The organism is Agrobacterium bohemicum (assembly GCF_001562555.1).
GTDB classification, from domain to species: domain Bacteria; phylum Pseudomonadota; class Alphaproteobacteria; order Rhizobiales; family Rhizobiaceae; genus Agrobacterium; species Agrobacterium bohemicum.
Genome location: NZ_KQ961032.1, coordinates 1 through 14,870 on the forward strand (window position 1 = coordinate 1; position 14,870 = coordinate 14,870).

Sequence of the window (14,870 nt, forward strand, 5' to 3'; positions counted from 1 at the left end):
GCCGCAAATGGTTATGGGCACTGAGAACAGATCAAGCCACGGGCAGGCGCTGCCGCGTGAACGGCGAAGCGTGCGTGCAAGGAAGCCACCCCTATGACCGATATTAACATTGTGCATCCGCCTCAAATTTTGCTAGCAGAGGCCAACCGAAAATCCATGACACCGGAAAATAGATATGCCTGATCTTCTGCTTGAACTCCGCTCCGAAGAAATTCCCGCGCGCATGCAGCGGAAAGCGGCTGGTGATCTGAAGAAACTCGTCACCGATGCGCTGGTGGAACGAGGGCTGACCTATGAGGGCGCGCGCGAATACTGGACGCCGCGCCGTCTGACCTTGGATATTCGCGGCCTCAATGCGCGCTCTGCCGATGTGCGCGAAGAGAAGAAAGGCCCACGTACCGATGCCAACGAAAAGGCCATCGAAGGCTTTTTGCGCGGCGCAGGCCTCAGCGATATTTCGCAGGCACAGATCGTCTCCGACCCGAAGAAGGGCGATTTCTACATCGCCATCGTCAACAAGCCCGGTCGTGCGGCGGAAGACATTATTGCAGAGGTGATGCCCGGAATCATCAGGGGCTTCGCATGGCCTAAATCCATGCGCTCCGGCCCGGCTTCCATGCCGAAAGGTTCGAGCTATGGCGGCATCGAGGGCAAGGGGTCTGAAAGCCTGCGCTGGGTGCGCCCGCTGCAATCCATCGTCTGCCTGTTCGGTCCCGAACATGATGAAACGAAAGTCATCCCCTTCGAGATCGACGGCATTGTGGCCGGAAACATCACCTATGGCCACCGCTTCCACGCGCCAGAGGCCATCACCGTGCGCCGGTTCGAGGATTATTCCGCCAATCTGGAAAAGGCCAAGGTCATTCTGGATGCCGAGCGCCGCAAGGACATCATCCTGCATGACGCCAAGGATCTGGCTTTCGCAAACGGTCTGGACCTTGTCGAAGATGAAGGCCTGCTGGAAGAGGTCTGCGGCCTCGTGGAATGGCCGCAGGTGCTGATCGGCACCTTCGAGGAAGATTACCTCGAAATCCCAGCCGAAATCATCCGCCTCACCATCAAGACCAACCAGAAGTGTTTCGTCACCCGCCCGCAAGGCGCGACCGAAGGCCTGTCGAACCGTTTCATTCTGGTTTCCAACATTGAAGCCAAGGATGGCGGCAAGGAAATCATGCACGGCAACGGCAAGGTCGTACGCGCCCGCCTGTCGGACGCCAAGCACTTCTGGACCCGCGACCAGGGTGATCTGCCGGACCTTGATACACTCAAGGACTCCGCTGCGAAATTCGACCTCGACCTGAAAAAACCGCTGGACCAGCGCATGGCCAAGCTCGATGCGCTGAACGTGACCTTCCACGCCAAGCTCGGCACGCAAGGCGAACGCGTGGAGCGCATCCGTGCATTGGCTACCGAGATCGCCCAGGTCACGGGTGCCGATGTCGCGCTGGTGGACCGCGCCGTGGTTCTCGCCAAGGCCGATCTGCGCACCGAGGCCGTCGGTGAATTCCCCGAACTGCAGGGCCTGATGGGCCGCAAATATGCGGCACTTCAAGGCGAAAACGAAAGCGTAGCCGCTGCCATCGAAGACCATTGGAAGCCCAATGGCCCCTCCGACCGTCTGCCGCAAGATAAGGTTGGTCTGACCGTCGCACTCGCCGACAAGCTCGACACCCTAGTGTGCTTCTGGGCCATCGACGAAAAGCCGACAGGTTCGAAAGACCCGTTTGCGCTTCGCCGCGCGGCATTGGGTGTTGTGCGGATGATTTTGGAGCGGAATGTTCGGGCTTCGCTGCGCGAAATCGTTTTGTTTGCACTAACTCGTGTTGAAGACCATATGCGCGATGCCGAAAGTGATGCAGATTTTGAAGCGGCCTCACGTTTGGATGCGGCGGGCGATTCTGAGGCTTTAGAGCGAGTAATAGAGAGAACTTACCTGTCTCGTCTTGATGGCAGCGTTGTCAGCCGAGACCTCCTCTCCTTCTTCCACGACCGCCTCAAAGTCTACCTCCGCGATCTCGGCGCGCGCTACGATCTCATCGAAGCCGTGCTCACGCCCGAATCCGACGATCTCCTGATGGTTGCTCGCCGCGTCGAAGCGCTGACGGCTTTCGTGACGGATCAGGATGGCATCAACCTTTTGGCTGGCACCAAGCGCGCCACCCAGCTTCTGGCTGCGGAAGAAAAGAAGGGTACCGTGGTGGCGAACAGCGTTTCGGAAGAGCTGCTGAAGCTCGATGCCGAAAAGGCGCTTTACGCCGCGATCAAGACCGCCTCTGCCGATGCCGCCAAGGCGGTCGAGGCGGAAGACTTCCGCTCCGCCATGCAGGCGCTCTCCACCCTTCGTGCGCCCGTTGACAAGTTCTTCGAAGACGTCCTCGTCAATGACGAAGACAACGCCATCCGCGCCAACCGTCTGGCCTTGCTCAAGGCCATCCGCGAAGCCACGGGAACGGTTGCGGATTTCTCGAAGATCAGCGGATGAAGTGACAGGGGGTGTCGCACACACCCTCAAACAAAAAACGCCGGAGATGTCTCCCCGGCGTTCTCAACTCCATGATGATGTGAGCGAAGCCTAGCTCGCCCGGCGCATCTGCTGTGCCATGCCGTGCAGGCTGCCATTCTGGGAGCCGGAGACGCGGAATGTGCGGATGAGGTCGAGCAGTTCTTCGGTATCCACGGACAGCGATTCCGCCGATGCCGTGGTTTCTTCCGCCATCGCCGCATTGTGCTGTGTCGCCAGATCCAGCTGGTTCAGCGACGACGAGATGGAGCGCAAGGTCGTGTCCTGCTCGGACGCCGAATGGGCGATCTTGCCGACGATGTCGTTTGCCGATTTGATCTGGCCGGAAATGCGCTTCAGCGCTTCGCCTGCCTCGCCAACCAGACGAACCCCGTTCTGCACCTGACCCGAAGAACGGGCGATCTGGTCCTTGATTTCCTTGGCGGCAGCGGCAGACCGCTGAGCCAGTTCGCGTACTTCCTGGGCCACCACGGCAAAGCCCTTGCCGGATTCCCCGGCGCGTGCGGCCTCCACACCGGCATTCAGCGCCAGAAGGTTGGTCTGGAAGGCAATTTCATCGATGACGCCGATGATCTTTGAAATTTCCGCAGAGGACTGCTCGATGCCGGTCATGGCGCCAATGGCTTCTTCCACCACACGGTCGCTGCGGGTCGCTTCGGTGCTGACCGCACTGACGCGCTTTGCCGCCTCAAGAGCGCCGTCCGCCGTCTGGCGTACGGCAACGGTCAGCTCGTCCAGCGCGGCAGACGTCTCTTCCAGATTGGCGGCCTGACGCTCCGTGCGTTGCGACAACTCGCTGGAAGCCTTGCGGATTTCATCCTTGGAGCCACCAATATCGATGCCCTTGGAATTGACACGGGCCATTGCGGCATCGAGATGCGCAAGCGCCTCGTTGAAATTGTCGCGCAGATCGGCGTAGCGAGTGCCAAGATCGCTGCAACGCACCGTCAGGTCGCCCTGCGCCAGCTTTTCCAGCGCTTCACCGATCGTGGCGACGACACGGGCCTGAAGGTCTGCCTCGTCACGCTGCATATCGAGATTGGTCTGGCGTTCGCCGTCCAACTGGTTCTGTTGCTCTTCCTGGCGGCGCTGCATGTCGTGGCGCTCGCGCACCTTGTGCTGAAGCGCTTCCGTAGCCTTGGCCATCAGGCCGACTTCGTTTCTCATGTCGGTATGCGGAATAGCCATCGCAACGTTCTCGTTGGCCACTTCGCCGAGTGCATTGTGAATCTCGCTCAGCGGTTTGGTGATGCCGCGAATGATGACGATAGCAGCTGCGATTGCGAAAATGAGAATGCCAAAGCCGATGCTGATCGCCTTCCAGATTGCGTTGTTCACTTCGGCTTCAAGGTCGTCCATATAGAGGCCGGTATTGATGATGACGCCCCAGGGCTTATACTCGGCCGCATAAGCGGTCTTGCGGAAAAATGCGTCCTTGTCCGCACCTGGTTTGCTGGCCATGAAGTCGACGCGTCCGCCGCCCTTCATTGCCAGATCGACCAGCTTTTCGCGGTAGAGATTGCCAGTCGGGTCTGGCTTGCCCTTGAAATTCTGACCGACACGCTTGGTGTCGTAGTGGAACAACATGTTGATGTCGCGGTCATAGGCGAAGAAGTAGCCGTCCGGCTCGTAGCGCAGGGAAACCAACAGGTCGAATGCCTGCTTGCGGGCTTCGTCCATCGTCAATTGACCAGCTTTTGCCTTGTCATCGTAAAGTTTCAGAACGGAAATCGCTGTTTCGGTCTCGGTGCGCAGCATCTCGTAACGCTGCTGATAAATCGTTTCGGACGATGACCGGATCTGGAAAAATGTGGCCATGGAAAAGGCAAGGACAAGACCTCCAACGAGGAGGGCAAGCTGCGTGGAAATCTTGAGACGCTTCATAAAGGACCTGCGAACTGCATCAACTAACCGCTGTCAACATCCTCCCGGGAATGCCTCGCATGACAGCAGGCGGTGCTCCGCCAATGCTTGATCGCATCTCGGGAAAATTAGCAGGTGTTTATTAAAAAACGGTACGTCTCTTAAAAGTTGAAGAATATAATGAAAAAATGCATCACAGGGCTGGTCGCAGAGGCACCCCTGCAAGCTGTGGTTCGTTCTGAGGTCCATCAGAATTTGGCGTTACCGGTGACACAGCGGAGGTCTTAACAGCATCAGTGCCTGGCAATGTGTTTTCTGCCGTGCTTGGGATCGATGGTTCTTGAGGCAGCCATACGGCGTTTGAACTCACGAACGTAACGGGCGACCCGCCAAGCCACGCTTCCGTGCGTTGGATTTGTTTTTTCCCATTCACCTCGCGAATGGAAATGTCCTGCGTACCAGCAGCCAAAGATGGGGTGGTTTGTTGCAGCTTTGCTTTTCCTTTAAGCGGCGGGCATGCCGCGCAGGAAACCGGGACGATACTGTCGTTTCCGGTGCGATTTCCTCGGACAACATCAATGGATGAGGCCATGGCGGAACCACTTGCGAGCACAATCGCCACTGTCAGCAAAGTCCTGCCCATGAAAACACCCGTTCCGTCGCTTGAATACAGGTGCGATTTTACTGCGACTTCCTTTCCATAGCGTCAGTAATTTTGGTAAATATTGAGCGAAGTCCGCAGTTTGTTTACCTTGCTTTTTCGCGTGCTACGGCCTGCCAGCCAATATCGCTGCGGCTGAAGCCATTGTCCCACTTCACCTCGGCAGCCATGGCATAGGCGCGGCTTTGCGCTTCCGTCACGGTTGCGCCGAAGGCAGTCACGTTCAGCACACGCCCGCCGGTGGCGACCAGCTTACCGTCTTTCAGCGCTGTGCCGGCATGAAACACCTTGGCGTCCTCACGGGCATCGGGAATATGGGCAATCGGCGTGTTTTTCTCATAGGAAGCAGGATAGCCCTTGGAGGCCAGAACGACGGTCAGCGCCGCATCGTCACGCCACTCCGCCGTCACCTGATCCAGCGTGCCGGTGGCCGTGGCATAGAGGATGGGCAGCAGGTCGCTTTTCAGCCGCATCATCAGCACCTGGCATTCGGGATCACCGAAGCGGACATTGTATTCGATCAGCTCCGGGCCTTTTTTCGTGATCATCAGGCCTGCGAAAAACACGCCGGAAAACGGATTGCCGTCCTTGGCCATGCCCTTGATCGTCGGCTCGATGATCTCTTTCATCGTCCGTTCGACCATATCAGGCGTCATGACCGGGGCAGGGGAGTAAGCACCCATGCCGCCGGTGTTGGGGCCGGTGTCGCCATCGCCCACGCGCTTGTGGTCCTGCGCGGTGGCCAGCGCTAACGCGGTTTTGCCATCGGAAAGGCAGAAGAAGCTCGCTTCCTCACCATCGAGAAACGCTTCCACCACGACTTCCGCACCCGCAGCGCCAAAAGCGCCATCGAAACAATCGTCGATGGCCGACAGCGCTTCGGCTTCGGTCATAGCGACGGTAACGCCTTTACCGGCTGCCAGACCATCCGCCTTGATGACGATGGGGGCGCCCTGTTCGCGGACATAAGCCTTGGCCGGTTCTGCTGACCTGAAGCGTTGGTAAGCCCCTGTTGGAATGTCATAACGGGCGCAGAGGTCCTTGGTAAAACCCTTGGAGCCCTCCAACTGCGCTGCCGCCTTGGAAGGGCCGAAGGTGGCGATGCCAGCTGCATGCAGGTCATCCGCCAAACCTGCCACCAGCGGTGCTTCCGGGCCGACGATGACGAAGTCGATGGCGTTTTCTTTCGTGAAGGCAATGACGGCATCGTGGTTTTCGACATCAAGCGTCACAAGCGTAGCGTGGTCTGCAATGCCGGGATTGCCGGGGGCGGCAAAAAGCTGGGTGAGGCGAGGGGACTGGGCGATTTTCCACGCCAGCGCATGTTCGCGCCCGCCGGAACCGATCAACAGAACTTTCATGGTCAATACCCCTGTCATCTCGCAGTTTACCTTGTTGTTGGGGCGTTAAGGGCCGGGGCGGGAAAGGTCAAGCTCAGCACATGCTTTTCTGTGGAATCGCGGAAGCTTCTTGTTGTCATGCCATAATCAGCATCTATGTTCGGGCAGATTTGAAAACAGCCAGAGAACCATATGTCCGCAGATAATGCCCGCCTTGCTCCCCTGATCGCTTCCGAAATCAACGCCCGCGCCGAGCAGGTGACGGCGGCGATTGCGCTGCTGGATGAGGGCGCAACCGTCCCCTTCATCTCCCGCTACCGTAAGGAGGTGACCGGTGGTCTTGATGACACCCAGCTTCGCACGCTGGCGGAGCGGCTGTCCTATCTGCGCGAACTCAATGCCCGTCGTGCTTCAATCACCGAATCCATCAACGGTCAGGGCAAGATGACCGATGACCTGCTGCGCAAGATCGTCTCGGCCACGACGAAAGCGGAACTGGAAGACCTCTATCTTCCATACAAGCCCAAGCGCCGCACCCGCGCCGAGATTGCCCGCGAGCGCGGTCTTGGACCGCTGGCGCAGGCTATCTGGGACAACCGCAGCGCTGATCCGACGACGCTGGCGCAGTCCTATGTGCAGGGCGAGGTGGCAGACGTGAAGGCAGCACTCGAGGGCGCGCGCGATATCGTGGCCGAAACCATGACTGAGAATGCCGATCTGCTGGGCCGTCTGCGCGATTACATGCGCCGCAACGCCACCTTCCGCGCCAAGGTGGTGGAAGGAAAGCAGGCAGCGGGCGAAAAATTTTCCGACTATTTCGACCATTCCGAAAAATGGGCGACGGTGCCGGGCCACCGTGCCTTGGCCATGCTGCGTGGTTGGAACGAGGAAGTTCTGACGCTGACCATCGATGTCGATGCGGATGATCCATCACCGGTCAAACCGGCGCAGCGCACCATCGCCAACGCCTTCGATATCCGCAGTGGCGGTCCGGCGGATGCGTGGTTGATGGAAGTCGCGGGCTGGACGTGGCGCGTGAAGCTCTCCATGTCGCTGTCGCTCGATCTGATGCGCGAATTGCGTGAGCGTTCGGAAGAAGAGGCAATCCACGTCTTTGCTCGCAACCTCAAGGATCTGCTGTTGGCGGCACCTGCCGGTTCCCGCGCCACCATGGGTCTCGATCCCGGCATTCGCACCGGCGTCAAGGTGGCGATCATCGATGGCACCGGCAAATTGCTGGAAACGACCACGGTCTATCCCTTCCCGCCGAAAAACGACATTCGCGGCACGCAGGCAGAGCTTGCAAGCCTCATCAAGAAACACAATGTCGAGCTGATTTCCATCGGCAACGGCACCGGGAGCCGCGAAACGGAACGACTGGTGGCAGACATGCTGGGGCAACTGACCGGCGCAAAGCCCACGAAGGTCATCGTGTCGGAAGCGGGAGCGTCGATCTATTCCGCTTCAGCGAGTGCTGCTGCAGAGTTCCCCAATCTCGACGTAACCTTGCGTGGCGCGGTTTCCATCGCCCGTCGTCTGCAAGACCCGCTTGCGGAACTGGTGAAGATTGAGCCGAAGTCCATCGGCGTCGGCCAATACCAGCACGATGTCGATCAGGGCAAGCTGTCTCGCTCGCTGGATGCTGTCGTGGAAGACGCGGTGAACGCGGTGGGTGTCGATCTCAACACGGCATCCGCTCCGCTTCTGTCGCGGGTTTCCGGCCTTGGCGCATCGATTGCGGACGCCATCGTGCTGCATCGCGACCAGACTGGACCGTTCGCAAGCCGCAAGGAACTGCTGAAAGTGCCGCGCTTGGGGCAGCGCACATTTGAACAATGCGCAGGCTTTTTGCGCATTCCCAACGGTAAGGAGCCGCTGGATTCGTCCTCTGTTCATCCCGAAGCTTACGGCGTTGCCAAAAAGATCGTCGCTGCCTGCGGTCGCGATCTGCGCTCTGTCATGGGCGATAGTGCTGCGCTGAAATCGCTGGACCCGAAACAATTCATCGATGAGCAGTTCGGCCTGCCGACCGTGAAAGACATTATTGCCGAACTGGAAAAGCCGGGCCGCGACCCACGCCCGAGCTTTAAGACCGCGACATTTGCCGATGGCGTCGATGAAATCACCGACCTGAAACCCGGTATGTTGCTGGAAGGCACAGTCACCAACGTTGCCGCCTTCGGCGCTTTCGTGGATATCGGCGTGCATCAGGATGGCCTTGTCCACGTCTCGCAGCTTGCAGACCGCTTCATCAAGGACCCGCACGAGGTGGTCAAAGCCGGTGACGTGGTAAAGGTGCGCGTGGTGGAAGTCGACGTGAAGCGCAAACGCATCGGCCTCACCATGCGCAAGGATGGCGGCGAGGTTGCCCCCCAGCCGATGCGCGAAAAGGGCAACGCCAATGCCATGCGCCACGCCAGTGCCAAACCCCAGACGCGCACCGAAACAGCGCAACCCGGCGGTGCATTGGCGGCAGCTTTGGCAGAGGCCATGAAAAAACGCTGATCCAAGATTGAAAGCAGTGCCTCCCTCTTGAGGGGAGACACTGCTGCGGCATGAAGTCGTTCAATTTATTTGAAAGTAGAGCCGCTTGAAACTTTGACTGAAAGCGGTAGCTTTACTCCGATTGATAAGTGAGACTTAGCTTGTTGGGGGTAAAATGGCCTCGTCTTTGCATGCTCTTCTTGGAAAAATAGTCAAAACCGGCAATCTTGTCGTGACCGGCCCGGGCGGGCTGCATGTCTATGGTGACGGCACCGGTAAAAAGGTCGCTCTAAACTTCACAGATGATGCGGCGATGGATGAGATTGCCGCCGATCCCGCGCTGAAGCTGGCGGAAATGTTCATGGAAGGCCGCATGGTTGTCGTTGAAGGCGACATCTATGACTTTCTGGCGCTGATCAAAAGCAATACGTTGAGTGAAGCTTTGACCTTCGGCATGGTCTGGCGGGGCATGGCGCGCATCATTGCGTCGCGTATCAAAATGCATCTGCCGGTCAACCACAACAAGGATAATGTCGCTCACCATTACGATCTGAGTGCCAAGCTGTTCGATCTGTTTCTGGACGAGGATTGGCAATATTCCTGCGCCTATTTCAATCCGCCGGGCATCAGCCTTTACGAAGCGCAGGTCGCGAAGAAGCGGCACATCGCGGCGAAGTTGATGCCGCAGCCAGGGCAGCGCATCCTTGAAATCGGCTCCGGCTGGGGCGGCATGGCCATGTATCTGGCCGAAAGCTCGGATGTTGACGTCACAGGCATTACGCTGAGCGAAGAGCAGTTGCGTGTCTCGCGTGACCGGGCGGAGAAGCGCGGGCTGGCGGGCAAGCTGCGCTTCGAATTGCAGGATTACCGTTATCTGCCAGCTTCCAGCAAATATGACCGCATCGTTTCGGTCGGCATGTTCGAACATGTCGGCCCCACGCATTACCGCGAATATTTCACCAAGGCGGCGGAGTTGCTGGACGATAACGGCGTGATGTTGATGCATTCCATCGGCCAGCCTTATCCGGCGCTCGCCACCAATCCTTTTATTGAAAAATATATTTTCCCTGGCGGGTACATTCCGTCGCTCGCGGAGGTTTTGCCCGCAGTGGAGAAATCCGGCCTGCTGGTGCGCGATATCGAGATACTGCCGATGCATTACGCCCATACGCTGCGTAAATGGCGAGAGCGTTTCGTCGCCAACAAGGCAGAGGCCGTTGCGATCTACGACGAGCGTTTCTTCCGCATGTGGGAGTTTTACCTCGCTGGTTCGGAAATGGCTTTCACGCATGAGAACTTCTATATTTTTCAGATACAGCTGGCAAAACGCGCCGATGTGGTGCCGGATAATCGCGACTACATCGCAAGGAACGAAGAACGATTGCTGGAATTCGAAAAAACACGGCCACCGTTGGAAAAAGTCCTGTTTTGAGAGAGTAGGGTGCTGTGCCGAGGTGTTTTGCTTGACGCTTCGTAAACGCCGAGCGTAGAACGCTGGCATGGTTGACCAAGGCGATCTTTCCGGCCGCGTTTCCGACGCGCCATCCAACAATTGGGTCTATCGGATTTTGCCGAGGACGCTTTGGCCCTATGCGCAACTGGCCCGCTGGGATCGCCCCATCGGCTGGGAGTTGCTGATGTGGCCGTGCTTCTGGTCAGCGGCGATGGCAGCCAATGCAGCGATGCATCTCGGCACATTCTCCTGGGGCACCTTGCTCTTTCATCTCTTCCTGTTTTTTGCCGGTTCGGTCGCCATGCGCGGCGCGGGCTGCACCTATAATGATCTGGTCGATCACAAGATCGACATGGCGGTGGCAAGAACTCGCTCGCGTCCTCTGCCATCCGGTCGCGTCAGTCGCAAACAGGCGAAGATTTTCATCGTCATTCAAGCGCTGGTCGGGCTGCTGGTGCTGTTGTGTTTCAACGGTTTTGCCATTGTCGTTGGCCTGTCATCGCTGATCTTCGTGGTGATCTATCCCTTCGCCAAGCGCTTCACCAACTGGCCGCAGTTTTTTCTGGGTCTCGCCTTTTCGTGGGGCGCGTTGATGGGTTGGGCGGGTCAATTCGGGTCACTGTCGATTTCGCCGGTGTTGCTTTATGTCGGCGCTATTACCTGGACGATCGGTTATGACACAATCTACGCCCATCAGGACAGGGAAGACGACACGGCGGCCGGTATCGGTTCGACCGCGCTGTTGTTCGGCGATAAGACACACGGCTGGCTGAGCGGGCTTTATAGCTCAGCGCTCGCCTTTATCTTTCTGGCATTCCTGACGGCGGGCGTTAACTGGCCTGGCTACCTCGGCCTCGCCATCGCGGCATTTTTGCTGTTCCGGCAGGTGACGGTGCTGGATATCAACAATGTCGAGCAGTGTCTTGCTCTGTTCAAATCCAACAATCGCGTCGGCGTGCTGATCTTCGCTGGCCTGCTATTGCCCTTGCTTATTCGCTGATACGAAAAACCCGGCTGCGTCTTTCGACGCGCCGGGTTTTCCATTCATCCGCAGCATGGTGGATCAGCTGCGGGCTATGATTTCCTTGCCCTGAATGCGCATCGTCATGCCCAGCGAACCGGTGCTGCGGCGGACGAGGAAACGCGGGCGGCGGTCTGCGAAATAGGAGTGGCGGCGGCGCGGGCGGGTGGCCTTTGTGCTGATATGGCCAAGATGATCTTCCAGCGGACGGGCGATGCCATCGGCTTCCACCATCAGCATGGGAATGCGATACTTTTCCGACCAGCTGCGCCAATCGGCAGCGATGTCGCACAGGTCGTGCGCCACCAGCAGCGGAATGCAGAGATCCGGATCGTCGTGGTGAAGTTCGAGCGTCACGGTGACCTGTCCATCACCATGGTCGATGGCGCGGGCGGCAACACCCTTGAAGGCGCGGGCCGGAAGGGCAAAGGACAGCGGAAGACCGCTGGAATGAAGAACCTTGCGAAGAACCGCGCCGCGCTCGTCGAGCGTGATAGCCACATCGGCTGAACCCTTGTCCTTGCCGTAGGTGATCTGCTGCGGGAACCGTGTCGGGTCGAGCCGGAGTGTCGCGCCTGCCCATTCGGGCTTCAGAACAGTGTTGGTCATCATGCTATCCTTGTTTTACCTGAGAGCCGTTTCATGGCCTCGTCCGGGACTTTTCGTCCTCTGATAGGGAGAAGATAGCGGCGGCATCTTCGTGACAGCTTAAAAATCGAGGTTAAGAAAACTTTGCATTCCCAAATGGTTAGCAAAACGCAGACCGATAGGGTTTCGAATTCCTGAATTGGCACGGCAGCCTATTCGCAAGCCCTTGTGCCGACATAAGATTTTTGGTTCCTGCCATCAGGAGAATGCGTGTTTGCCGTCCCCACGCGCATCGCCTTGAAAACAGCTAGCACAGAGAAAATCGCTTTCGACAATCGTCAAAGGTGGGAAAGCCAAAAATGGATGGGGATGACGTGCGCGTAGCCCAAAAAAGAACAGCGACTTGAGCGCCTGCAGGTGATGCCGGGCGCTCTTTCCTGGGGCTGAAGCGATAAACTCGCCCTAAATTTTAACAACCTTGCCCGGGTTCATCACGCCCGCGGGGTCAAAGGCTGTCTTGATTCGGCGCATCAGTTCCATTTCGATACCGGGGCGGATATCGGCAAGCTCGTCACGCTTTAACTGACCAATCCCGTGCTCGGCGGAGATCGAGCCGCCATGCGACAGTACGATGCCGTGAACGATGTGGTTGATCTCGCGCCAGCGGGCAATGAACTCCGCCTTGTCGGCACCAACCGGCTGGGAGATGTTATAATGGATATTGCCATCGCCCAGATGACCAAAGGCGCAGATGCGCGCACCGGGGATGGCCTGCAGGACGCCTGCCTCCGCTTCGGCCATGAAGTCCGGGATTTTCGAAACCGGCACGGACACATCATGCTTGATGGAGCCGCCTTCCGGCTTTTGCGCATCCGACATGCTTTCGCGCATGTGCCATAGCGCCTGACGCTGCGCTTCAGAGGATGCGATGACCGCGTCCTGCACGATGCCAGCCTCGAAGCCTTGCTCCAGCAGGGTCTCGATCATGGTCTGCGCCGTCTCTGCTTTGTCGGATGTGGAGATGTCGATCAGCGCATACCACGGATGTGGTGTTTCCAAGGGGTCGCGGACGCCGGGAATGTGCTTTGCGGTGAATTCTATGCCGATGCGCGGCATCAGCTCGAAGCCGGTCAGCGCCGCGCCGCAGAGCGTCGAGGCACGGTCGAACAGCGTCAAAGCGTCTGCTGGCGAGTTGAGCCCGGCAAAGGCAACCTGATGTCCTTTAGGCTTGGGAAACAGTTTTAGCACTGCGCCGGTGATGATACCGAGTGTGCCTTCGGAACCGATGAACAGATCGCGCAGATCATAACCCGTATTGTCTTTCTTGAGACGGCGAAGGCCGTTCCAGATTTCGCCCGTTGGCAAAACGACCTCGAGCCCGAGGCACAGTTGACGCATATTGCCGTAGGCCAGAACGGCTGTGCCGCCAGCATTGGTGGCGAGGTTTCCGCCGATACGGCAGGAGCCTTGCGATCCCAGCGACAGCGGAAACATTCGCTCCACTTTCTCCGCCGCCTGATGGACCGTATCGAGAATGCAGCCACCGTCCACAACGATGACATTGGCAACGGGATCGATGTCGCGAACGCGGCTCATGCGTTCCAGAGACAGAATGACATCGCTTGCATCGCTGCGTGGCGTCTGCCCGCCCACAAGGCCGGTGTTGCCCGTCTGCGGCACGATGGCCGTGCCGGTTTCGCTGGCGATTTTCATGATGGCGGCGACCTCTTCCGTCGAGGCCGGTTTCAACAAAAGCGGCGAGGCACCTTTATAAAGGCCGCGATTCTCCACCAGATGAGGAGCTAAATCGGCCTGATCTCGCACGGCGTTCTTGTCTCCGACGATGGACACGAAACGCTGGATCAATTCGTCAGGCAAAATGGTCATCGGCATGAAGTCCTCGTAATGATATTATCAGCTGCGCGGTGCGGCAGCACGTGAGAGCCGGTCGTTGATGGCCTCGCCCAGCCCGGTATTAGGAATGGGCGTGATGGCGATGCTATCCGCACCGCTGGCATCGGCAGTCTTGAGGTGATCGAAAAGATTGGTTGCCGCTTCTGCCATATCGCCACTGGCGCTGAGATCAAGAATGATTGCGGCATTGTGTTCATTGGCGACGGGTTGCCCTCCGAAGCGGATCAGCGCTTCGCCATTTTCGACGGAGACCGCGTTCAGTCGCACCGCCGCACCAGGCGCGTAATGGGACGCCATCATGCCGGGAGCCTCGATGGTAGCGGACGCCTTTTCCGGGCGAATAAGTTTGATGCCGATCACATGCTCTATATCTTCAGCAACGAGGCCGCCCGGCCGCAACAGTCGGACGGAGCCATCTTTTTCAACCTTGATAATAGTGGATTCCACACCGACATGTGCCGCGCCCCCATCCAGGATAAGGCCGATTTTCTCACCCAGATCGGCCTCCACATGGGCGGCACTGGTGGAGCTGATCTTGCCGGAACTGTTAGCGCTGGGCGCTGCCAACGGTTTGCCGAAGGTGGCGATCAGATCGCTGGCGAAACCTTCGGGAATACGGATTCCGACAGTATCGAGACCGGCCGTTGCCAGTGAATGGATCGGGCTGTCGGGCTTCAGGGGTAGAATGAGAGTAAGCGGTCCGGGCCAGAATGTTTCCGCCAGCTTTCGCGAAACAGGATCGAAGATCGCGTGATCTTCCGCCATCACGATGCTGGCCATATGGCAGATCAGCGGGTTGAACTGCGGGCGGCCCTTGGTTTCATAAATACGCGTTATGGCAGAAGGGTTGGTCGCATCTGCGGCAAGGCCGTAAACCGTCTCGGTTGGAATGGCGACGGGATAACCGGACGACAGAACCTGAACGGCCTCGCGAAGTGCCGTTTCCCTGTCTTGTTCGATGTGAATATGACGCGCCATGGATGCTTGAGCCTTTCAGGCGTGCCGCCTGAAGCGTCACCCTTTCG

At 58.2% G+C, this 14,870-nt stretch carries 10 protein-coding genes; 4 read left to right on the forward strand and 6 right to left on the reverse strand.

Going from position 1 to position 14,870, the window contains the following annotated elements; genetic code table 11:
• Positions 1 to 175 precede the first annotated feature (175 nt).
• On the forward strand, positions 176 to 2,482 hold the full coding sequence (gene glyS, locus ATO67_RS15940) for a glycine--tRNA ligase subunit beta (RefSeq protein ID WP_067651425.1): 2,307 nt from the start codon (positions 176 to 178) through the stop codon (positions 2,480 to 2,482).
• Positions 2,483 to 2,572: 90 nt separating this feature from the next.
• On the opposite strand, the gene ATO67_RS15945 is transcribed toward glyS, so the two are convergent.
• The 3 genes from ATO67_RS15945 to purD form a co-directional block, all read right to left on the reverse strand.
• A complete protein-coding gene (locus tag ATO67_RS15945; protein ID WP_067651428.1) occupies positions 2,573 to 4,405 on the reverse strand; it encodes a methyl-accepting chemotaxis protein in 1,833 nt (610 codons plus the stop codon).
• Between the two features lie 172 nt (positions 4,406 to 4,577).
• Entirely contained in the window at positions 4,578 to 5,027 is a 450-nt protein-coding gene (locus ATO67_RS23890) for a plant virulence effector HPE1-like domain-containing protein (protein WP_067651431.1), read from the reverse strand.
• 104 nt (positions 5,028 to 5,131) lie between these two features.
• On the reverse strand, positions 5,132 to 6,406 hold the full coding sequence (purD, locus tag ATO67_RS15955; RefSeq protein ID WP_067651434.1) for a phosphoribosylamine--glycine ligase: 1,275 nt from the start codon (positions 6,404 to 6,406) through the stop codon (positions 5,132 to 5,134).
• 171 nt (positions 6,407 to 6,577) lie between these two features.
• Here purD and ATO67_RS15960 point away from each other — a divergent pair, with 171 nt between their 5' ends.
• The 3 genes from ATO67_RS15960 (at position 6,578) to ubiA (ending at position 11,322) form a co-directional block, all read left to right on the forward strand.
• Complete coding sequence (locus ATO67_RS15960; RefSeq protein ID WP_067651438.1) at positions 6,578 to 8,890, forward strand: Tex family protein; 2,313 nt, start codon at positions 6,578 to 6,580, stop codon at positions 8,888 to 8,890.
• Positions 8,891 to 9,044: 154 nt separating this feature from the next.
• Positions 9,045 to 10,301, forward strand: a complete 1,257-nt coding sequence (locus ATO67_RS15965; RefSeq protein WP_067651441.1) for a cyclopropane fatty acid synthase — start codon at positions 9,045 to 9,047, stop codon at positions 10,299 to 10,301.
• A 67-nt stretch (positions 10,302 to 10,368) separates the two neighbouring features.
• Positions 10,369 to 11,322 (forward strand): 4-hydroxybenzoate octaprenyltransferase, encoded by a 954-nt coding sequence (gene ubiA, locus ATO67_RS15970; RefSeq protein WP_067651444.1) that lies wholly within the window; start codon positions 10,369 to 10,371, stop codon positions 11,320 to 11,322.
• Positions 11,323 to 11,385: 63 nt separating this feature from the next.
• On the opposite strand, the gene ATO67_RS15975 is transcribed toward ubiA, so the two are convergent.
• From ATO67_RS15975 to ATO67_RS15985, 3 genes are all read right to left on the reverse strand, one after another.
• Positions 11,386 to 11,952, reverse strand: a complete 567-nt coding sequence (locus ATO67_RS15975) for a DUF6101 family protein (protein ID WP_067651951.1) — start codon at positions 11,950 to 11,952, stop codon at positions 11,386 to 11,388.
• Between the two features lie 441 nt (positions 11,953 to 12,393).
• Positions 12,394 to 13,824 (reverse strand): FAD-binding oxidoreductase, encoded by a 1,431-nt coding sequence (locus ATO67_RS15980; protein WP_067651449.1) that lies wholly within the window; start codon positions 13,822 to 13,824, stop codon positions 12,394 to 12,396.
• Positions 13,825 to 13,845: 21 nt separating this feature from the next.
• Complete coding sequence (locus ATO67_RS15985) at positions 13,846 to 14,823, reverse strand: L-threonylcarbamoyladenylate synthase (protein WP_067651453.1); 978 nt, start codon at positions 14,821 to 14,823, stop codon at positions 13,846 to 13,848.
• Positions 14,824 to 14,870 lie beyond the last annotated feature (47 nt).

What these genes read in the sequence shown, in the direction of transcription:
- glyS (WP_067651425.1), top strand. Translation starts at nt 176, where the DNA reads ATGCCTGATCTTCTGCTTGAACTCCGCTCCGAAGAAATTCCCGCGCGC.
- ATO67_RS15945 (WP_067651428.1), bottom strand. Translation starts at nt 4,405, where the DNA reads ATGAAGCGTCTCAAGATTTCCACGCAGCTTGCCCTCCTCGTTGGAGGT.
- ATO67_RS23890 (WP_067651431.1), bottom strand. Translation starts at nt 5,027, where the DNA reads ATGGGCAGGACTTTGCTGACAGTGGCGATTGTGCTCGCAAGTGGTTCC.
- purD (WP_067651434.1), bottom strand. Translation starts at nt 6,406, where the DNA reads ATGAAAGTTCTGTTGATCGGTTCCGGCGGGCGCGAACATGCGCTGGCG.
- ATO67_RS15960 (WP_067651438.1), top strand. Translation starts at nt 6,578, where the DNA reads ATGTCCGCAGATAATGCCCGCCTTGCTCCCCTGATCGCTTCCGAAATC.
- ATO67_RS15965 (WP_067651441.1), top strand. Translation starts at nt 9,045, where the DNA reads ATGGCCTCGTCTTTGCATGCTCTTCTTGGAAAAATAGTCAAAACCGGC.
- ubiA (WP_067651444.1), top strand. Translation starts at nt 10,369, where the DNA reads ATGGTTGACCAAGGCGATCTTTCCGGCCGCGTTTCCGACGCGCCATCC.
- ATO67_RS15975 (WP_067651951.1), bottom strand. Translation starts at nt 11,952, where the DNA reads ATGACCAACACTGTTCTGAAGCCCGAATGGGCAGGCGCGACACTCCGG.
- ATO67_RS15980 (WP_067651449.1), bottom strand. Translation starts at nt 13,824, where the DNA reads ATGCCGATGACCATTTTGCCTGACGAATTGATCCAGCGTTTCGTGTCC.
- ATO67_RS15985 (WP_067651453.1), bottom strand. Translation starts at nt 14,823, where the DNA reads ATGGCGCGTCATATTCACATCGAACAAGACAGGGAAACGGCACTTCGC.